Genomic DNA, 19,147 nt, shown 5'->3' with positions numbered 1-19,147 from the left:
TTTATCCACCGAACGAAGGACGGCCGACCAGTGCTGAGCACCCGAGGATCGCGGACCGCAGTGTCTGCTTTCGTACTAGCGGCGAGTGCTGTACTCGTGGCGCCCACGCCAACCCTGGCCGCACCGCAGCACGCGGCGCAGCAGAGCGTTCCCGCCATCGCGGAGAACGTGCCCTCCGAGACGCTGGCAGCGCTGGCACCGACGATCGTAGGCGCCATCTCCGGCCCCGGCCTCATCGCCGACGGCGGACAGGCCGCGATCCTGGCCCAGGCGCGCCTGCTGCTGGCGACCCCCGGCATCCCCGCGCAGGTCAAGTCGACCCTCGAGCGGATCATCAAGTTCCTCGACGGCAGCGGCGGTGGTGGCCCCGAGCTGCCGCCCGCCGACGGCCCGCGCATCGCGCAGTTCCTGTACCCGACCATCGGCAAGGGCTGCATCGGCCCCACTTCCGACTCGGTCGGTACCGCGCTCGCGGTCCCCGGCCCGGCCGAACTGCCCCCGCCCGGACCGGGCGCGGGCCAGACCGGCTTCGTGTTCACCGCGCTCGGCACCAAAACCCCGACGGTCGAGCAGAACCCGCCGATGACCGTGCAGTGGGTCAACCTGGACAACCGCCGCACCGGCACCCAGGTGCTCACCAACGCGGCGGGCATCAACCCCGACGGCCCCGCCACCCTCTCGGCCATCGCCGACACCGGCGCGGGACGGGTCGTCGCGGTCGTCACCGGCTCGCTCACCACCGAAACCGCCGACGGTAACCGGACCTGCTCGTTCGCCCCGACCATCGGGTTCTTCTCCGTCGCCTGAACCGGCACAACGCAATTGGAGTTCGATCTATGAAGTTTGCCGTCCCCGGCCTGATCAGCGGGCTGGCCGGCGCGATCCTCGGGGTGATTGCCGTGTTGGGCATCACCGCTGGCGCGCAACAGAATTCGATTCCCGAGCCGGAGACGACCGGTGACCCGGGCTCGTCGCTGCTCGGCAACGTCACGTACGGCAGCCGATGAGCAACGTGCGCAGGATCATCGCCTGCATCCTCGTCGGTCTCGGTGCGCTGCTGCTCGCGTGCGCCGCCATGATTCCCACCTACACCGTCGGCAAGGTGGCCAAGACGCCACTGGACCTGCGGATCACCACCATCGCCAAGAGCGTTCCCGGCGAGGAAGCCCTCGTGCTCGACGCCAAGTCGCTCACCTCGCCCGAGGGTTCGGCCAAGATCGACACCAACGTGCCGATCGTGTCGCAGCGCTTCCTCACCGTCGAAGAGCCGTCGGACGCCGACGAGATGACCGTGCAGGCGGGTCAGACGCTGCGTCGCGACGACCGCGACGGTGACACCGGGCTGCTCACCGCCTCGGTCGACCGGGTCACCATCGACCGCAAGACCGGCGAGCCGATCCCGGTCTCGCCCAACGGTTCCATCGCCGTCAACGTCGACAAGTCGGGCGCCTCGGTGGCCGACCCGTCGCAGCGGCGTGGTCTGCAGTACCGGTTCCCGATCGGCACCGAGAAGAAGCCCTACCCGTACTTCGATCTCAACGCCCGCGCCACCTACGACATCGACTTCGTCGAGGAGTCCGAGGTCAACGGCGTGCCGGTGTACCACTTCCGCCAGACCATTCCGGTGACGAACATGTGGGACGTCGTCCCGGCCGCCACCAACAAGCTCACCCTGCCCGCCGCCAAGTGGGGCCTCGAGGGTGAGGAGCCGGTCACCATGACCCGCTACTACACCAACACCCGCGACGTGTGGGTGGAGCCGAGGACCGGCGCGGTCCTCAAGGGTGGCGAGTCCATCCACCTGTTCTACGGCCGCAGCGCCGACAAGGTCGACGTCACCGCGCTCAAGGCGCACCTGGTCTTCGACGAGGAGACCATCAACGCCCAGCTCGGCGTGACCCAGGAGAGCCTCGACAAGCTCGATCTCTTCGGTAAGACCCTGCCGGTGGTCTTCGGCATCCTCGGCGCGATCCTCGTCATCGCGGGCATCGTCCTCGGTGTGCTGAGCAGTCGTGGCCGCATCATCGATCCGCCGACCGAAAGGCTCCAGCGCAACCTGTAGAACCCTCGAAACACCATCAACGCACGAACGCCCTCGGCTCCCACCTACCCCTCGGGAGCCGGGGGCGTTCGGCGTTTCGTTCGCCGTGAGTGAACGGTTGCCGGGGTCGGAACAAAGTGCGATCTTCTGTAGTTGAGTCAGCAAAGCTCAACTTTTGGAAGGGTCGATATGACTACAGCTCAGAACCTGCCGGTGCTGTTCCTGACCGATCCGATCGTGCTGCCGGGCATGGTCGTGCCCATCGAACTGGACGAGTCCGCGCAGGCCGCCATCGACGCCGCGCAGGCAGGCAAGACCGGCGCCGTGCTCGTGGCGCCGCGACTGGACGAGGGCTACGCCTCCTACGGCGTGGTCGCCACCATCGAACAGATCGGCCGGATGCGCGGTGGCGCGCCCGCGGCCGTGCTCAAGGCCGAGCGCCGGGCGCGGATCGGGCACGGGGTCACCGGGCCGGGTGCTGCGCTGTGGGTCGAGGCCGAACCCGTCGAGGCGCCCGCGCCCGACGAGCGGACCACCGAACTCGCCGCCGAGTACCGCAAGCTGGTGATCGCCGTCCTGCAGCGCCGTGAGGCCTGGCAGATCATCGACATCGTCAACCAGCTCGACAACCCCGAAACCATCTCCGACACAGCCGGTTACGCGCCGTACCTGTCCAACGAGCAGAAGCGCGAACTGCTCGAGACCCCCGATGTCGCGCAGCGGTTGACCAAGCAGATCGAGTGGATCAAGGCGCACATCGCCGAGGTCGAGGTCACCGAGAAGATCAGCGAAGAAGTGCGCGACGGCATGGAGAAGAGCCAGCGCGAATTCCTGCTTCGCCAGCAGCTCAACGCCATTCGCAAGGAACTCGGCGAGGACGAACCCGACGGCGCCGACGACTACCGCACCCGCGTGGAGAACGCCGACCTGCCCGAGAACGTGCGTGCCGAGGCGCTGCGCGAGGTCGGCAGGCTCGAACGCGCCAGCGACCAGAGCCCCGAGTCGGGCTGGATCCGCACCTGGCTCGACACCGTCCTCGATCTGCCGTGGACGGTGAAAACCGAGGACAACACCGATGTTTCGGGTGCCCGCGCGATCCTCGACGCCGATCACCACGGGCTCGACGAGGTGAAGGACCGCATGGTCGAGTACCTCGCGGTGCGTTCGCGTCGCGCGGCGCGTGGGCTCGAGGTCGTCGGCGGCCGCGGCTCGGGTGCGGTGATGGTGCTCGTCGGCCCGCCCGGTGTCGGTAAGACCTCGCTCGGTGAGTCGGTCGCGAAGGCATTGGGCCGCAAGTTCGTTCGCGTCGCCCTCGGTGGCGTGCGCGACGAGGCCGAGATCCGTGGCCACCGGCGCACCTACGTCGGCGCCATGCCGGGCCGCATTGTGCGCGCGGTGAAGGAAGCGGGATCGATGAATCCCGTTGTCCTGCTGGACGAGATCGACAAGGTCGGTTCCGACTTCCGCGGTGATCCGGCGGCGGCGCTGCTCGAGGTGCTCGACCCCGCGCAGAACCACACCTTCCGCGATCACTACCTGGACCTGGACCTCGACCTGTCCAACGTGCTGTTCATCGCGACCGCCAACGTCATGGACACCATCCCCGGCCCACTGCTCGACCGCATGGAGCTCATCACCGTCGACGGCTACACCGAGGCCGACAAGGTGGCCATCGCGCGCGACTTCCTCGTCCCGAGGCAGCTGGAGCGCAACGCGCTGACGGCGCAGGAGGTCTCGATCACCGAAGAGGCGCTGCGGGAGGTCGCGGCGAACTACACCCGGGAGGCCGGGGTTCGCCAGATGGAGCGTTTGGTCGCGAAAGCCTTGCGCAAGGCGGCAACTCGCCTGGTGACCGGTGATGCGGAGCCGAGCAGTGCGGCGTCCACGGGCAAGGCGCAGGTCAGTGCTGCTACGGACGGCGAGGCGACGCTCGGGTACGACCCCGAACTCGGCTACGACAATGTCATCGACATCAGCACCGGTCCGCAGCCGGCAGGCCAGGTGCAGAGCCTGGTGATCGATGTGGACAACTTGACCGACTACCTCGGCCGCCCCCGCTTCACCCCGGACTCGGTGGAACGCACCGCCGTCCCCGGTGTGGCGACGGGCCTCGCGGTGACCGGTGCCGGTGGTGATGTCCTCTACATCGAGGCCAATGCCGCCGAGGGCGAGCGTTCGCTCACCCTCACCGGTCAGCTGGGTGACGTGATGAAGGAGTCGGCGCAGATCGCCCTCACCTACGTGCGTTCGCACCTGGAGGAGATCGGGATCGAGCCGAAGGTGCTCGACCGCAACATCCACATCCACTTCCCGGCGGGCGCGGTCCCCAAGGACGGTCCGTCGGCCGGTGTCACCATGGTCACCGCCCTGGTGTCGTTGGCGCTGGATCGTCAGGTGCGTGCCGATGTGGGTATGACCGGCGAGGTCACCCTCAACGGGCGGGTGCTGCCGATCGGCGGGGTGAAGCAGAAGCTGCTCGCCGCGCAGCGAGCCGGCCTGAAGACGGTCTTCATCCCGGCCCGCAACGAACCGGACCTGGACGAAGTGCCCGCCGAGGTGCTCGAGGCCCTGGACGTGCGCCCCGTCGCCGACGTAGCCGACATCCTGGCCTACGCCATCGAGCCCATCGCCGAACCGGCTGCCGACGGTACGTTCGCCGTCAGCGCCTGATCGAAAAGGGGGCCGTGCATTCACGCACGGCCCCCTTTTCGTGCGCCGGGCTACCGGCTGACGGTCGGCGGTAGTTCGGCCATGTCGGCGGTGACGACGGTGAGCTGGTCGGTCTCGTATTCGTCCTCGTCGTCCTCGAATTCGGTGTCCTCGTCCGTTTCGGCCGTGGGGGTCAGGTCCTTCTCGACGCGGCGGGTCGTGCCCTGGGCCACGGCGCAGTGGATCGGTTCCTCGCCCTCGGTCTCCGCGTAGACGTCGCAGTGGGTGACGGCCTGGCGGCGGGTGGCGCCGAGCACGGTGGCGTGCACGCGCAGCCGCTCCCCCTTGGCCGGGCGCAGGTAGGTGATGGTGAAGCCGCCGGTGAGGACATTGGGGCCGAGGACGGTTCCGGCGGCGAAGGTGAGTGCGTTGTCGGCGGCGTAGGCGAGCACCCCACCGTGCACGAAGCCGAACTGCTGGCCGTGCTCGGGCTGGATCTCGATCACCAATGTGGCTGCGCCGTCGCCGAATTCGGTCAGCTCGGTACCGACGAGACGAGCGAAGGGTTGCGCGGCGAGTACCTGCCGGGCCAGGTCGAGGTCGAGGGAGGTGGCTTCGGTCGGCATCGGGTGTTCCGTTCTTCGAGTGGCGGTGCTCGGTGACTATTCGGCGCCCTCGACCCGCAGGGTCGCCCAAGCGGCTGCGGCGAGTTCGGGAGCGACATCGGTTGGCGCGGTACGGATATTGCCACCAAGCCATTGGCGGCTGTATTCCTGTGCCGCCCCGAGCCACAGGGCGTAGACGAGGTCGAGTTCCAGGTCGCGCACCGTGCCGTACGCGACATGGGTCCGCCACCAGCGGCGGACCGAGGTGAAGAACTCCAGATTGCGCTCGCTCTCGCGCACACCCGGCGGGCGCGCGGCGGTGAGAACGGTCGCGCGGTACTGGTTTTCCTGCACCCAGCGCAGATGTGCGTGCACACCCGCGACCACGCCGGTCTCGGCGTCGGCACAGTCGGCGACGGCGGCGTAGAAGTGCTGTTGATAGTCGGTGAGCGCGTTGACCCAGACCTGCCGGTACAGGTCGGCCTTGTCGGGGAAGTGGTGGTAGAGCGCGCCGACGCTGGCTTCGGCGGCGGCGCGGATGTCGTTGAGCGTGGCATCGAGGACACCGTGTTCGGCGAACTGCCGCTCCGCGGCGAGCAGCAACCGATCTCGGATCTTCATGAACAGAATTTAGTTCTGTTTTGCGCCGTGCGCAAGAGCCGGGCTCCCTCGCGGCGCTGATGCGATAGAACGGAACAGTGCCCCAGTGGCTCCTGCATGTCGATCTCGACCAGTTCCAGGCGGCGGTGGAATTCCGGCGTCGCCCCGAGCTGCGCGGACAGCCCGTCATCGTGGGCGGTGAGGGCGACCCTTCCCAGCCCCGCAAGGTGGTGACCTGCGCTTCCTATCCGGCCAGGGCCTTCGGCGTGCGCGCGGGGATGCCGCTGAAAGCCGCGCAGCGCAAATGTCCCGAAGGCGTGTTCCTGCCGCTGGACATGGCGACCTACGAGGCCGCCTCCGCGGAGATCATGGCCACGCTCGCCCGGGTGGCCGGTGCAGTGGAGGTGTGGGGGATGGACGAGGCCTTCGTCGCCACCGACGGTGATCCCTGGCAGCTCGCCACCGAAATCCGGAGTGCTGTCACCGAACTGGACCTCACCTGCTCCGTGGGCATCGGGGACAACAAGCTCACCGCCAAATTGGCCACCGGTTTCGCCAAATCCACCGGCAAAACGTCCGCCGAACCCGAACACGACCCAGGTGCCGCCGGGGGTATTTTCCAGCTCACCGCCGCGAACTGGACCGAACTCATGGGCCACCGCCCCACCGATGCGCTCTGGGGTGTCGGGGCACGCATCGCCAAACGCCTGGCCGAACTCGACATCGCCACCGTCGCCGACCTCATGGCCGCCGACCGCCAACGCCTCGCCGCCGAATTCGGCCCCAACACCGGCCCGTACCTGTGGGTCCTCGGCCACGGCAAGGGCGACACCGAACTCACCACCACCCCGCGCATCCCGGTGGGTCGCAGCAAGTCCGAGACCTTCCCGCACGACCTCACCGACCCCGACGAGATCCGGCGCGAGGTCGCCCGCATCGCCACAGAAGTCGCCGAGGAAATGCGCGAACACCGCCGGATCAGCACGCGGGTATCGGTCACCGTCCGCACCAAAACCTTCTACACCCGCAGCAAGCAGCAGAAACTCCCCTCCCCCACCGACGACATCACCACCATCACCGACACCGCCCTGGCGATCATCGACCGCTTCGAGCTCGACCGCCCCGTCCGCCTCCTCGGCGTCCGCCTGGAACTCCTCCCACTGGACGAGTGATCACCACGCTCTCCTGTCGGCAACGGCCGAGAAGCTCACGCCACCAGCGCGTGGTGATCACGCGTCCAGGTCGGGCTGGGAGCACATGCCGGAGGATTCGATTCGTCGCTGAGCGGCTCGGTGACTCGTATGCTCGGCTCATGAACTTCTCCGCGATGGTGGCCCGTGAGTCGGATGGTGGGATCGTGCTCGGTCGGGAGGAGGTAGGGGACGACTTCCTCGGCACCGGCGATGTGACGATCAAGATCCACTACTCGAGTGCGAACTACAAAGACCTCCTGGCGATCACGCCGCGCGGCGGGGTCGTCCGCAACTACCCGATCGTCCCCGGCATCGACCTCACCGGCGAGGTGACCGCCTCGGAGTCCGAGGACTTCGCCGTCGGCGACCAGGTGATCGCGCACGGCTACGACCTCGGCGTCGCCCGCAACGGCGGCTTCGCCGAATACACCAGGGTGCCTGCCGAATGGGTGGTGAAACTGGACGGCCTCGACACCCGCGACGCCGCGACCATCGGCACCGCGGGCTTCACCGCCGCGATGAGCGTGCAGGCCCTGCTCGACCGCGGCCTCACCCCCGACGACGGCGCGGTGCTCGTCACCGGCGCCACCGGCGGCGTCGGCACCGTCGCCATCGACATCCTGTCCGGCCTCGGCTTCGAGGTGATCGCCTCGACCGGCAAGACCGACGCGGGCGACCTGCTCGCCGAACTCGGCGCCAACGAGGTGATCGGTCGTCTCCCCCTCGACCCCGAGGCCAAGCCGCGGCCGCTGAACAAGGCGAACTGGGCGGCCGCGGTCGACAGCGTCGGCGGCAAGTCCCTCGCGTTCGTCCTGAGCTCCATCGGTTATGGCGGCGCGGTCGCGGCCAGCGGTCTCACCGGTGGCTCCGACTTGCCCGCCACGGTGCTGCCGTTCATCCTGCGTGGGGTGAGTCTGCTGGGTATCGACTCGGTGTTCCTGCCTATCGAGAAGCGTCGTGAACTCTGGGCGGCACTTGGCAAAGAACTACGCCCCCGACACCTTTCGGCGATCGAGTCCTTCGCCCCGATCACCGAGGTGGGCGCCGTGCTGCAGTCGATCAAGGACGGCGCCCACTCCGGCCGCACCGTCATCGGCGTAGCCAACGAGTTCTGAGCGGCCGGACGCTACCCGGCGGGGAAAGACGCGGGGAACAGTTCGGCGCCGGGGCGGCGTAGGAAGTCGCGTTCGGAGTAGGCCTCGCGCATCCGATCGAACAACGACTGCGCGCGGCGCGTCATGGCGACCAGGTCGATGCCGGGAACGGCACCGTCGCGCAGGGTGATGCGGCCCGCGACCATAGCGAAGTCGGCCGAACGGCCGGTGCTGTTCATGCACAGGGTGCGGATGGGGTCGTCGAGGACGCCGTCGCGCGGGTCGTCGAGGCGGAAGGCGACCAGGTCGGCGGTCGCCCCCACCGCGATCCGCCCCAGGTCGGGTCGGTGCAGGGCCTCCGCGCCGCCGAGGGTGGCCGCCGTGACGTAGTCACCGTAGGTGGCGGCGTCCAAACGCGACGCCAGCACCTTGGCCAGGGTGACGCCCATGTCGATGCCGCGCACCAGATCCGGCGGGAACGAGTCGGTGCCGAGGCAGATCCGCACGCCCGCCGCGCGGTATCGGCCGAAGCTGTCGAGCGCGGCGCCGTGCCTGGCCGAGGTGAGCGGACAGTGCACGATCGAGGCACCCGAGGCCGCGAGGATGCCGAGGTCGTCGTCGGTGTCGGCATCGACGTGCGGGTGGGAGTCGAGGTAGATGCCGTGCGGGATGAGCAGATTCGGGCCGAGCAGACCGGTCTGCCGCAGCACCGTCAGCGGTGGCACCCCGAACCGCTCGAGCACGAACGCCCGCTCATGCAGCCCCTGCAGGGCGTGCAGGCGGACCAGGGCGCCGGTGTCCGCGGCCAGCGCCGAGGTGCGATGCAGCAGGTCGGCCGACAAGGTCTCGATCCGGCACGGCAGCAGGGTTCCGTGGATCAGATCGGTGTCCTGCGCGGCGGCCCAGTCCAGGAACCGCGCCGCGCCGTCGAACCCGTGGCGGCCGAGGTCGTCGTTCCAGTAGATGGACCGCGTGCCGTCGTCGTCGACCACATTCACCCCGGAGCGGTACGCGGGGCCCAGGTAGACGCGCAGGCCGAGCCGCCGCGCGGCCCCGGCCATGGCCACCGCGTCCTCGTAGGTCTCCGCCCAGTCGCTGTGCACTTCCGAGGCGATCGGCATCGCCGTGGTAACCCCGTGCAACAGCAACTGGACGAACCCGTACTCCCGGATGAACGCCCGCTCCTCGGCATCGAACACCGCCCGCCGCCGGTGCGTCGCGTACTCGCGCGACCACTGCAGCCCGAGCCCCAGCTCCGGTGACTGCCAGGAATCCAGGATCGTGTGGTCGATATCGGTCAGCGCGTCGAGGTCGATGAGACCGGGCATCAGTACCACGTCACCGAGCTCGATCACCTCGTCGGCGGGCTCCGCGCCGCGCGGCCCGACGGCCACGATGCGCGCATCGGCCACCACGACTTCGGCATCGGTGAGCATCACGTGCCTACCGACACCGTCGGATGTGTATGCAAGCACATGGCGCGCGCGAATGCTGCGTCGCATCGTCAATTGTCACTCCGTCCCCAACGACCGGGAATCTCGAAGCCGTCGAGCTCGATGTCGACGGAAACCACTCTGCCCCGGTGGATTACGGTGCGTTCGGCCGGTCGGTCCATCACGGCCGAAGTCGGGCTGACACCGTCGACAAGGAAGAATTCGGCCGGATCACCGACCGCGAATCCCGGATGCGGATCGCTGCGATCGAGCGGGCGCAGATTCCGATCCAGCACGCTCGCCCCACCCCACGTCGCCACGGCGAGGGCGTGTTCCACGTGTTCGTCGGAGCCGTACCCGTTGACGAACGCGAGTTGCCAAGCGCGATCGAGCATGTCGCCGTTTCCGTAGGGCGACCAGTAGTCCCGCTGCCCGTCCATCCCGACCCCGACGCGCACCCCGGCGTCGGCCAGATCGAGCAACGGCAGCGCCCAGCCCTGCGCGCCCGCCGCATGGGTGAGCGCGATATCGAACTCCGCCAGCCGCTCGATCATCGCGGGCACACCGGGCAGCCCGCCGGTCAGGCAGCGAGCGTGCGAGATGGTCGCCGAACCCGACATGCCGAGGGCCTGCACACGTTCGATGATCAGGGACAGGGTGAACAAGCCGAGCTCACCCGCTTCGTGCAGGTGGATATCGACACCGACCTGGTGTTTCTCGGCCAGCCCGAACACCGCGTCGAGATGGCGCACCGGATCGCGATCGAGTTCGCACGGGTCCATCCCGCCGACCAGATCCGCCCCCGCCGACAGCGCCGCGTCCATGAGGTCGACGACACCGGGCTCGAGCAGGATCCCGACCTGCGGAAACGCCACGATCTCCACATCGCACACGTCCGCGTAGCGCTCCCGCGCCGCGAGTTCGCCCTCGAGTTTCGCCAACCCGGTATCGGCGTCGACCTGCGCGTGGCTGCGGATGCGCGTGGCGCCGTTGGCGACCGCCACCGCCAGGGTGAACGAGGCGCGCTCGGTCACCGAGCGTTCCGCCGATCGCCAGTGCCGACGATCGTTCATGATCCGGCCCCAGCGTCCCGGCATCCCGGTCTGCGCGCGGAAGGGCAGCCCGAGCCTGCTCGAGTCGAGGTGCAGGTGCACGTCCGACAGCGCGGGTAGGATCAACCGGCCCGCACCGTCGACGTGCTCACCGGCCTGCACCGACGAGCCGGTGGCAGCGGTCACCGCGGCCACCGTGCCGTTCTCGATCAGCAGATCCACCGGCGCTTCGCCCCAGGGCCGGACGTCGGTGACGATCAGCGAATCACCCACGCGCTCAGTCCTTTCCGAAGGAGGCGTCGTCGACGGTGATCATCCCGTCGGCGCGTGGCTTCCAGTTCAGCGCCGGATCGACCGCGTAGCTCGCGTCGGGGGTGTAGAGGCCGAGCAGCAACGCCTTCGTATCGTTGAGGGTGAACAGTTCGCGGTAGACGTCGATCCTGGCCTGTCCGGCGACGGTCCTGGTCTCGGCGACCAGCGCCTGGGTTTCGGGCAGCATCGCGTAGTCGTTCCACTGCCCGCCGAACATCGAGGCGATCGGCGCGTCACCGTCCATGGTCGAGGGCGCGTAGGTGTTGAGGTAGATGCCGGTGGCGGCCTTCTTGGTGTAGATCATCTGCGAGTGGCTGCTCTGATCGGTGCCGTGCAGGGTGAGGGTGATGCCCACCTCGGCCAGGTTCGCCTGGATGGCCTGGGCGATTTCCGAGCTCAGCGGGATGCGTCCGTTCGTCGCGTACTGGAACGGGATCGGTGTGCCGTTGTAGCCCGCCGCCGCCAGCAACTGCCGTGCCTTGGCGGTATCACGCACGGGGGCCGGGTATTTCGGGTCGTGGCCGCCGACGTTCTCCGACACCAGCTGATTCTCGACCGTCGCGCGACCCGCCAGCAGACTCTTCACGATGCCGTCCCGATCGATCGCGAGCGCGATCGCCTCGCGTACCCGCTGATCGGCAAGCGGACCGGCTTTGGCGTTCATTCCGAGGAAGGTGACGCCGTTGGACACTCGGGACTCCACCCGCACGCTCGGCGAGCCTTCCACGGCCGCGACCTGATTCGGCGCCACCAGGGCCACGTCGAGACTGCCGGACTGGACACCGTTGAGCCGGGCATCGGCATCGGCGACCGTTTTGAAGGTCACCGTCTCGAGTGCGGCCTTCTCACCCCAGTAGTCCGGATTGCGCTGGACGACGTATTCCACCCCGCGGGTGTAGTGGTCGAACTCGAACGGCCCCGAGCCGACCGGTGCGGCCGCGAAGCCCGCCGAACCCAGCTTCGTGTACACCGCCTCGGGCACGATCGAGACGCCGGTGGTGATCGTCGGCCAGGCGGAGAAGGGCGCGTTGAGGGTGAACACGACGGTGTTGCCCGGACCGGGGGCGGCGGAGGTGAACATCTCCATGTAGGTGGCCGGGTCGCCGTTGGGGGTCGCCTTGATCTGGTTGTAGGTGAAGGCGACGTCGGAGGGCTTCAGCGGTTCACCGTTGTGGAATTTCACGTCGTCGCGAATCGTGAACGTCCACTGGGTGAAGTCGGCGTTGTGTTCCCACTTGGTCGCCAGGCGTGGGCCGATCACCCCTTCGCTGTCGAAGCGGGCGAGCTGGTCGAAGACCGCGAAGTAGTAGTTGTAGCCGGCCAATGAACCGTCGCTGATCGGGTCCGCGACATCCGTCGGTTCGGTCACCGCGCCGACGACCAGCGTTTTCGCCGACGCGGCGTCGGTGCCCGCTGGTGCGCACGCGCTCAGGGTGAAGGTGGTGAACGCCAGGATCGCGAGCCCGGTGGACACGCTGCGGGTGAGGGGTCTCATGGGTTTCCTAATCTTTCGTGGAGCGGGGGAGCGGGTGCAGACACGCGGCGACGTGGTCGGGGCCACCGTGTGGTTCCAGTTCCGGGATGCGGGTGGCGCAGTCGGCGCCTACCAGCGGGCAGCGGGTGCGAAAGGTGCAGCCGCTCGGCGGGTTCGCGGCGTCGGGGAGTTCGCCGCGCACCAGCGTCGAGGTGTCGCGTCGGCGTCGATGCGGGTCGGGGACCGGCGCCGAGGCGATCAGGGCGCGCGTGTACGGGTGCCGGGGTGCGGTGAACACCTCTTCGGTCGCGCCGATCTCCACCAGCTTGCCCAGATGCATCACCGCCACCCGGTCCGACAGGTGCCGCACCACCGAAAGGTCGTGCGCGATGAACAGATACGACAGGTCGAGTTCGGCCTGCAGGTCCTGCAACAGGTTGATCACCTGTGCCTGGACCGAGGCGTCGAGCGCGGAGACCGGTTCGTCGAGCACCAGGACTTCCGGGCGCGGGGCGAGCGCTCGGGCGATACCGAGCCGCTGCCGCTGACCGCCGGAGAACTCCGCGGGGCGCCGGTCGAGCGTGTCCCGACCGAGGCCGACCTGCTCGAGCAACTCCAGCACGCGCGCCCGGGAGTACCCACCGGCGATGTGCAACGGTTCGGCGACGATGTCGTGCGCGGTCATGCGCGGATCGAGCGAGGAGTACGGGTCCTGGAAGACCAGTTGCACCCGATTGCGCAGTGCCCGGCGCGCGGCCGGTCGCAAGGTGGCGAGGTCGTGGCCGAGGATCCGCACCGACCCCGCTGTCGGCTTGTTGATCCCGAACAGCGTGCGGACCAGGGTGGACTTTCCGCCGCCGGATTCGCCGACCAGACCGAAGGTCTCACCACGCCGGACTCCGAAACTCACCCCGTCGAGAGCGCGCAGTTTGCGCGTGCCGAAGAGGCCGTGGCGACTGGTGAAGCTCACCTGGAGTCCGTCGACCCGGATCACTTCCTGGGCGATATCGATCGCGGTCATGCCGAAATTTCCTGCCGGAGAGGGGCGGTGAGCGCCGGTGGGCAGGCCAGGGTGCGGCCATCACCGAACTCGGCGAGAACTGGTGTGGCCGTGTCACATTCGCCGGACTTGCCCGCGAACTCGCAGCGCGGTGCGAACCCACAGCCGGGCGGTCGCCTGCTCGGCGACGGTGGCGACCCGGGGATGGCATAGGCGCGACCCGTCCCCGTCTGCCCGAGCAGACTCCGCTGCAGGCCACGGGTGTAGGGATGGGCGGCGTCGTCGAAGATCTGCCACACCGTCCCCGTCTCGACGACCCGGCCCGCGTACATGATCGCCACCCGATCGGCGTGCTGGGCGACCAGCCCGAGATCGTGGGTGATCAGCACCATCGCCGCGCCGCTGCGGGCGCGCGCCTGCGCGAGCACCTCCATGAGCTGGGCCTGAATGGTCACATCGAGTGCGGTGGTCGGCTCGTCGGCGATGAGCACCGCCGGATCGTTGGCCATGGCCATGGCGATCACCGCCCGCTGACGCATCCCACCCGACCATTGATGCGGGTACGCTCGCGCCCGTTCGGCGGGCTGCGGAATGCCCACCGCATCGAGGAGCTCGACGACCCGCCGCGCCCGTGCCTTGGCGTCGAGCCGCTGATGGACCGCCAACGCGCGCCCGATCTGGGCGCCGACCCGGCGCACCGGGTTGAGCGTTGTCATCGGGTCCTGGAAGACCATGCCCAGCTCGGCGCCGCGTAGTCGACGCAGGGTCTCGTCGTCGGCGCCGACGAGTTCCTTTCCGCGAAAACGCACGCTGCCGGAGAAGATCGTCAGCGGTGCGGGCAGCAGGCCGAGCACGGCGAGCATGGTCACCGACTTGCCCGACCCGGATTCGCCTACGAGACACAGCACTTCGCCTTCGTGCAGGCGCAGGCTCACCGAGTCGACCAGTACGGTGCGCGCACCGGCCGACTCGTACCCCACGGTGAGGTCGGTGATTTCCAGGAGAACGCTCATGCCGCAACCTCTTTCACGAGGGCGCCGCGGGGCGCGCGCCGCGTGCGACGCAACCCTTCGCCCTCATCGGTGAATCGCCGACTCGCCAGCAGGGTTCCGCCGATCACCAGCAGCAGCGCGACGGCGGGAACCATGGTCAGATACGGCGCCTGGCGCAGATACTTCTGTCCGTCGGTGATCATCAATCCCCAACTGGGAGTAGGTGCTTGGACGCCGAGCCCCAGATAGTCGAACGACGAGATCATGATCAGCACGTTGCCGAGATCGGCCGTGGCCAGGATCAGCACCGGCCCGGTGACGTGCCCGAGCACGTGCTTGCGCATCACCCACCCCGAACGCGCCCCGAGCAGCTTCGGCGCGATCACGAAATCACGCCCCGACAATCCGAGCGCGACCGAACGGGCCACCCGGGCATAGCCGACCCAGAAGGTGACGGCGAGGATCGTCGCCATCAGCGCGGTACTCGGGCCGCGAATAGCCGAGACGGCCATGATCACCAAGGTCATCGGGACAGCGAGCTGCACGTCGGCCACGCCCATCAGCACGCTGTCGGTGACGCCGCGGAAATAGCCCGACACCGTCCCGATCGCCATCCCAATGAGCGCGTTCACCACCACGATCACCAGCACGAGCCCGAGCGTGATCCGCCCGGCCAGCGCCAGCCTGCTCGCCAGATCGCGACCGAGCGAATCGGTGCCGAGCAGGTAGTCACTGTGGGTGAACGGCGGCGAGAACGCGGCCGAAAGATCCTGTGCGTACGGGTCGTAACCCGGTAGCAGCGGAAACAGCAGGGAGAACAGGACGACCGAGAGGATCATCGCGACACCGACGATCGTGCCGTACTTGCCGCGCCTCATCGCACTCTCGCTCTCGGGTCGATGACGCCGTAGAGCACGTCGATGGCGAAGTTGACGATCACGAAGATGGTGGCGATCACGATGAGACCGGACTGGACCACCGGAAAGTCCCTGTTGAACACCGCGTCCAGCATCAGCTGCCCCAAACCCGGCCAGGCGAAGACGTTTTCGACGATCACCAGCCCACCCAGCAAGGTGCCCAACGTGATTCCCGAAATGGTGAGCACCGGCAACAGCGCGTTGGGCAGCACATCGCGAAGCAGCACCGACGAACGCCGCTCACCGCGCGCGTAGGCGGTGCGCACGTAGTCCTGGGAGCTCTCGGCCACCAGCGAGTTGTCCAGCAGGCGCGAGTAGACGACGAACTGTGCCGTCGCGATGGTCACCGCGGGCATCACGATCGCGAGCGGATCGGCGCCGGCCAGCGACGGCAACCAGCCCAGCGTCACCGAGAACACCAGCACCAGCAGCAAACCGAACAGGAAGTCCGGTACCGCCAGTCGCGCCGCGCCGATGCCGAGCGCCACCCCGCGCAGCGACCAGCGGCCGCTGAGATGGATGGCGAGCACCACGGCGACGGCGAGCGCCAGGCCGATCGCGAAACCGGCCACACCCAATTGCAGTGAGGCGGGCAGGCGCTGCAGGACCAGCGTCATCGACGAGGTGCCGGTCTGCTGATAGGAGTCCCCGAAATCCCCGGTCAGCGTCCCGGTCACGTAGTCGACGTATTGGGTGAGTGGCGGTTTGTCGAAACCGAGCTCGGCTTCGAGCGCCGCGATGTCGGCCTCGCTCGCCGTTTCCGGCAGGAGGGAGGCCACCGGGCTGCCGGTCGATCTGCCGAGTACGAATGCCAGCGAGATGACGGCGAACACGGTGATCACCGCTTGGGCGAGGCGGCGGATCAGGTAGACGGCCAACACCGGTCCTCTCTATGGGCCGAAATTTCATTCGGTATACAGAATTGGATTTGGGTGTATCCCCGTTGTGTTCCCGACGTTTCGGGTCCGTGAATGATTTCGACCCTGACAACCGGCGGTAATGCGATCGTCAAGGCCGGTTTCCGGCCCTGTCGAGAGGCTCACGCGCAGCTCTACCGGATAGCCGAAGATATATTTGGTCGACCGAATGGAAAAATTCATGGTGGCGGCTACACTGCGCGCTCACCGGGGAGTGGACCCCACGGCTTCGTAGACTGACCCGGTGGCCCGAAAACTACGTCCGGCGGCAGAAGCCGTCGACGACACCTCCCAGACGCGCCGGATCTACGACGATCTGCGCCGCGCGATCATCACCGGGGTGTACCGCGAAGGCGAGAAGCTGCCGGAGGCGCGGCTGGCCGCCATGCTCGGAACCTCACGCCTGCCGGTGCGAGAAGCCTTGGCGCTGCTCGAATTCGACGGCATCGTGAGCGCGCTGCCGCGGCGCAGCGCGGTCGTGCGCTCCTGGGACGCCACCGCGGTGGAGGAACTCTTCGACGTCCGCATCGGCCTGGAACCCCTGGCCGCCCGCCTCGCCGCCGCCCGCATCAGGCAGGGGCACGACAGTTCCCCGCTGCGGGCGGCACTGCGAGAAGCGCAGGAGGCCACCGACTCTCGCGATGCGCTGCGCATCGCCGAGACCAACGCGAAGCTGCACGGCGTGATCGTCGAACTGTCCGGCAATTCGTTGCTCACTCAGCTGATGCGCACCATCCTCGCCCGCATGGCCTGGCTGTTCTTCCTCACCACCGAACGCAACACCGAGGAGCAACGCGACGAACACCAGCACCTGATCGACGCGATCTCCTCGGGTGACGAACGCCTGGCCGAGTACGCCATGCTCAGCCACACCGAAGCGGGCCGCACGCCGACCTTGGCGATCGTCACCGCGCTGCGGGAGTGATTCGGCGTCTCGCGGGTCAGGCGATGGCCGGTGCTACCGAGTCGTCGGCGAACTGGGTGCGGTACAGCTCGGCGTAGCGGCCGTCGGCGTTGAGGAGGTCGGCGTGGGTGCCTCGTTCGATGATGCGGCCGTCTTCCAGGACGAGGATCTGGTCGGCGGCGCGGATGGTCGAGAGGCGGTGGGCGATCACCAGGGCGGTGCGACCGGTGAGGGCCTCGGTGAGGGCTTCCTGGACGGCGGCTTCGGAGGTGGAGTCCAGGGACGCGGTCGCCTCGTCGAGGATCACCACGCGCGGCTGCTTGAGCAGCAGGCGGGCGATGGTGAGGCGTTGGCGTTCGCCGCCGGAGAGGCGGTAGCCGCGTTCGCCTACGACGGTGTCGAGGCCGTCGGTGAGCGAGTCGACCAGGTCGCCGAGGCGGGCGCGGCGCAGGGCGTCCCAGAGTTCGTCTTCGGTGGCTTCGGGGCGGGCGAGCAGCAGGTTGGCGCGGATGGTGTCGTGGAACAGGTGCCCGTCCTGGGTGACCAGGCCGACGGCGCGCTGGATCGACTCGGTGGTGAGCTCACGCACGTCGGTGCCGTTGAGCCGGACCGCGCCGGAGTCGACATCGTAGAGTCGCGAAACCAGTTGGGCGATGGTCGATTTGCCCGCACCGGAGGAACCGACGAGCGCGATCAGCTGGCCGGGTTCGGCGCGCAGCGACACATCGTGGAGCACCTCCACCCCGCCGCGCGTGTCGAGCGTGGCGACGTCCTCTAGCGAGGCGAGCGACACCTTGTCGGCCGACGGGTACCCGAAGTGCACGCCGTCCAGTTCCACCGAGACCGGGCCGTCGGGCACCGCGACGGCGCCGGGCGCGTCCTCGATCAGCGGCTTCAGATCCAGCACCTCGAACACCCGCTCGAAGCTGACCAGCGCCGACATGATCTCGAGCCGGGCACTCGCCAGCGCGGTGAGCGGGGTGTAGAGCCTGGTCAGCAGCAGCGACAGCGCGACGACCGACCCCGCGTCGAGGCTGCCTGCCAGCGCGTACCAACCGCCGAGACCGTAGACCAGGGCCAGGGCCAGCGCCGACACCAGCGTGAGCGAGGTGACGAACGTGGTCTGCAGCATCGCCGTGCGCACCCCGATATCGCGCACCCGGGTGGCCCGGACCGCGAATTCCGCCGACTCCTGCTGCGGCCTGCCGAACAGCTTCACCAGGGTGGCACCGGGCGCGGAGAACCGCTCGGTCATCTGCGTGCTCATGGCCGCGTTGAGCTGGGCGGCCTCGCGCTGCATCTCCGCGAGACGATTACCCGCGCGCCGGGCCGGGATGACGAACACCGGGAGCAGCACGAGTGCCAGCAGCGTGATCTGCCAGGAGATGCTGAGCATCACCGCGAGGGTGAGCAGCAACGTCACCAGGTTGGTGATCACGCCGGAGAGGGTGTCGCTGAACGCGCGCTGCGCCCCGATCACATCGGAGTTCAGCCGACTCACCAGCGCACCGGTCCTGGTCCGTGTGAAGAACGCCACCGGCATCTTCTGCACGTGATCGAACACGGCGGTCCGCAGATCGAGGATCAGCCCCTCACCGATCCGCGCCGACAACCAGCGGATCACCAGTCCGAGACCCGCGTCGACGATCGCCAACCCCGCGATGGCGAGCGCCAGAATCACCACCGTGCGCGGCGCCGACCCGTTGACGATGTCGTTGACCACCTTGCCCGCCAGCACCGGCGTCGCGACACCCAGCACGGCGGCGACCACGCTGAGCAGCAGGAACGCCGAAATCCGGCGCCGATGCGCCTGCGCGAACCGCAGGATCCGGCGCGCGGTGGCCATGCTGAACGGCCGCTCCTCCTCCGGCGCGTTCATCCGCCGATACATCTGGCTGTAGGCCACGGACTCGATACTCATGTGTGCTCTCCCTCGGCTCCCCGCCCAGTCAACTCCTGCCCAC

At 68.3% G+C, this 19,147-nt stretch carries 16 protein-coding genes and 1 pseudogene; 7 read left to right on the top strand and 10 right to left on the bottom strand.

Annotated features, from left to right (window positions below):
- Positions 1–30 precede the first annotated feature (30 nt).
- From AB0I19_RS21890 to lon, 4 genes are all read left to right on the top strand, one after another.
- Positions 31–807 carry a hypothetical protein gene (locus tag AB0I19_RS21890; RefSeq protein WP_067497329.1) on the top strand — a complete coding sequence of 259 codons (777 nt, stop codon included), beginning with the start codon at positions 31–33 and terminating at the stop codon, positions 805–807.
- A gap of 29 nt (positions 808–836) precedes the next feature.
- The gene (locus AB0I19_RS21885; RefSeq protein ID WP_084457534.1) at positions 837–1,007 is read left to right on the top strand and encodes a DUF2613 domain-containing protein; all 171 of its coding nucleotides are present in this window, start codon (positions 837–839) and stop codon (positions 1,005–1,007) included.
- A complete protein-coding gene (locus AB0I19_RS21880; RefSeq protein WP_357150762.1) occupies positions 1,004–2,062 on the top strand; it encodes a DUF3068 domain-containing protein in 1,059 nt (352 codons plus the stop codon). The genes AB0I19_RS21885 and AB0I19_RS21880 overlap by 4 nt, the downstream gene beginning before the upstream one ends.
- A 168-nt stretch (positions 2,063–2,230) precedes the next feature.
- Positions 2,231–4,711 carry an endopeptidase La gene (lon, locus tag AB0I19_RS21875; protein WP_357150761.1) on the top strand — a complete coding sequence of 827 codons (2,481 nt, stop codon included), beginning with the start codon at positions 2,231–2,233 and terminating at the stop codon, positions 4,709–4,711.
- Between the two features lie 197 nt (positions 4,712–4,908).
- On the opposite strand, the pseudogene AB0I19_RS21870 reads toward lon, so the two are convergent.
- Positions 4,909–5,316 (bottom strand): annotated as a pseudogene (locus tag AB0I19_RS21870) (PaaI family thioesterase); the annotation flags it as partial.
- A 36-nt stretch (positions 5,317–5,352) separates the two neighbouring features.
- Positions 5,353–5,916: a TetR family transcriptional regulator gene (locus tag AB0I19_RS21865; protein ID WP_357150760.1), complete on the bottom strand. Its 564-nt coding sequence runs from the start codon at positions 5,914–5,916 to the stop codon at positions 5,353–5,355.
- A 77-nt stretch (positions 5,917–5,993) separates the two neighbouring features.
- On the opposite strand from AB0I19_RS21865, the gene AB0I19_RS21860 reads away from it, so the two are divergent.
- Complete coding sequence (locus AB0I19_RS21860; RefSeq protein WP_357150759.1) at positions 5,994–7,067, top strand: DNA polymerase IV; 1,074 nt, start codon at positions 5,994–5,996, stop codon at positions 7,065–7,067.
- 140 nt (positions 7,068–7,207) lie between these two features.
- Positions 7,208–8,203: an acryloyl-CoA reductase gene (locus AB0I19_RS21855; RefSeq protein WP_357150758.1), complete on the top strand. Its 996-nt coding sequence runs from the start codon at positions 7,208–7,210 to the stop codon at positions 8,201–8,203.
- Between the two features lie 11 nt (positions 8,204–8,214).
- On the opposite strand, the gene AB0I19_RS21850 is transcribed toward AB0I19_RS21855, so the two are convergent.
- The 7 genes from AB0I19_RS21850 to AB0I19_RS21820 are packed head-to-tail and all read right to left on the bottom strand — an operon-like array spanning position 8,215 to position 16,243.
- The gene (locus tag AB0I19_RS21850; protein ID WP_357150757.1) at positions 8,215–9,684 is read right to left on the bottom strand and encodes a chlorohydrolase family protein; all 1,470 of its coding nucleotides are present in this window, start codon (positions 9,682–9,684) and stop codon (positions 8,215–8,217) included.
- A gap of 2 nt (positions 9,685–9,686) precedes the next feature.
- Positions 9,687–10,940, bottom strand: coding sequence for an amidohydrolase family protein (locus tag AB0I19_RS21845; protein WP_357150756.1), 1,254 nt, complete (start codon positions 10,938–10,940; stop codon positions 9,687–9,689).
- A 4-nt stretch (positions 10,941–10,944) separates the two neighbouring features.
- On the bottom strand, positions 10,945–12,474 hold the full coding sequence (locus tag AB0I19_RS21840) for an ABC transporter substrate-binding protein (protein ID WP_357150755.1): 1,530 nt from the start codon (positions 12,472–12,474) through the stop codon (positions 10,945–10,947).
- Positions 12,475–12,481: 7 nt separating this feature from the next.
- On the bottom strand, positions 12,482–13,474 hold the full coding sequence (locus AB0I19_RS21835; RefSeq protein WP_357150754.1) for an oligopeptide/dipeptide ABC transporter ATP-binding protein: 993 nt from the start codon (positions 13,472–13,474) through the stop codon (positions 12,482–12,484).
- Entirely contained in the window at positions 13,471–14,466 is a 996-nt protein-coding gene (locus AB0I19_RS21830; RefSeq protein ID WP_357150753.1) for an ABC transporter ATP-binding protein, read from the bottom strand. Before AB0I19_RS21830 ends, AB0I19_RS21835 begins: the two co-directional genes overlap by 4 nt.
- Positions 14,463–15,323 (bottom strand): ABC transporter permease, encoded by an 861-nt coding sequence (locus AB0I19_RS21825; protein WP_357150752.1) that lies wholly within the window; start codon positions 15,321–15,323, stop codon positions 14,463–14,465. Before AB0I19_RS21825 ends, AB0I19_RS21830 begins: the two co-directional genes overlap by 4 nt.
- The gene (locus tag AB0I19_RS21820; RefSeq protein ID WP_357150751.1) at positions 15,320–16,243 is read right to left on the bottom strand and encodes an ABC transporter permease; all 924 of its coding nucleotides are present in this window, start codon (positions 16,241–16,243) and stop codon (positions 15,320–15,322) included. The genes AB0I19_RS21825 and AB0I19_RS21820 overlap by 4 nt, the downstream gene beginning before the upstream one ends.
- 280 nt (positions 16,244–16,523) lie before the next feature.
- Here AB0I19_RS21820 and AB0I19_RS21815 point away from each other — a divergent pair, with 280 nt between their 5' ends.
- Positions 16,524–17,204, top strand: coding sequence for a GntR family transcriptional regulator (locus tag AB0I19_RS21815; RefSeq protein ID WP_357150750.1), 681 nt, complete (start codon positions 16,524–16,526; stop codon positions 17,202–17,204).
- Between the two features lie 16 nt (positions 17,205–17,220).
- On the opposite strand, the gene AB0I19_RS21810 is transcribed toward AB0I19_RS21815, so the two are convergent.
- Complete coding sequence (locus AB0I19_RS21810; RefSeq protein WP_357150749.1) at positions 17,221–19,104, bottom strand: ABC transporter ATP-binding protein; 1,884 nt, start codon at positions 19,102–19,104, stop codon at positions 17,221–17,223.
- Positions 19,105–19,147: the final 43 nt, after the last annotated feature.

Source organism: Nocardia sp. NPDC050413 (genome assembly GCF_040655475.1).
Lineage (GTDB): Bacteria > Actinomycetota > Actinomycetes > Mycobacteriales > Mycobacteriaceae > Nocardia > Nocardia coubleae.
The sequence above is the reverse complement of the archived record's forward strand: the minus strand, read 5'-3'. Positions and strand labels throughout refer to the sequence as shown.

What these genes read in the sequence shown, in the direction of transcription:
- AB0I19_RS21885 (WP_084457534.1), top strand. Translation starts at nt 837, where the DNA reads ATGAAGTTTGCCGTCCCCGGCCTGATCAGCGGGCTGGCCGGCGCGATC.
- AB0I19_RS21880 (WP_357150762.1), top strand. Translation starts at nt 1,004, where the DNA reads ATGAGCAACGTGCGCAGGATCATCGCCTGCATCCTCGTCGGTCTCGGT.
- lon (WP_357150761.1), top strand. Translation starts at nt 2,231, where the DNA reads ATGACTACAGCTCAGAACCTGCCGGTGCTGTTCCTGACCGATCCGATC.
- AB0I19_RS21865 (WP_357150760.1), bottom strand. Translation starts at nt 5,916, where the DNA reads ATGAAGATCCGAGATCGGTTGCTGCTCGCCGCGGAGCGGCAGTTCGCC.
- AB0I19_RS21855 (WP_357150758.1), top strand. Translation starts at nt 7,208, where the DNA reads ATGAACTTCTCCGCGATGGTGGCCCGTGAGTCGGATGGTGGGATCGTG.
- AB0I19_RS21850 (WP_357150757.1), bottom strand. Translation starts at nt 9,684, where the DNA reads ATGCGACGCAGCATTCGCGCGCGCCATGTGCTTGCATACACATCCGAC.
- AB0I19_RS21840 (WP_357150755.1), bottom strand. Translation starts at nt 12,474, where the DNA reads ATGAGACCCCTCACCCGCAGCGTGTCCACCGGGCTCGCGATCCTGGCG.
- AB0I19_RS21835 (WP_357150754.1), bottom strand. Translation starts at nt 13,474, where the DNA reads ATGACCGCGATCGATATCGCCCAGGAAGTGATCCGGGTCGACGGACTC.
- AB0I19_RS21830 (WP_357150753.1), bottom strand. Translation starts at nt 14,466, where the DNA reads ATGAGCGTTCTCCTGGAAATCACCGACCTCACCGTGGGGTACGAGTCG.
- AB0I19_RS21825 (WP_357150752.1), bottom strand. Translation starts at nt 15,323, where the DNA reads ATGAGGCGCGGCAAGTACGGCACGATCGTCGGTGTCGCGATGATCCTC.
- AB0I19_RS21810 (WP_357150749.1), bottom strand. Translation starts at nt 19,104, where the DNA reads ATGAGTATCGAGTCCGTGGCCTACAGCCAGATGTATCGGCGGATGAAC.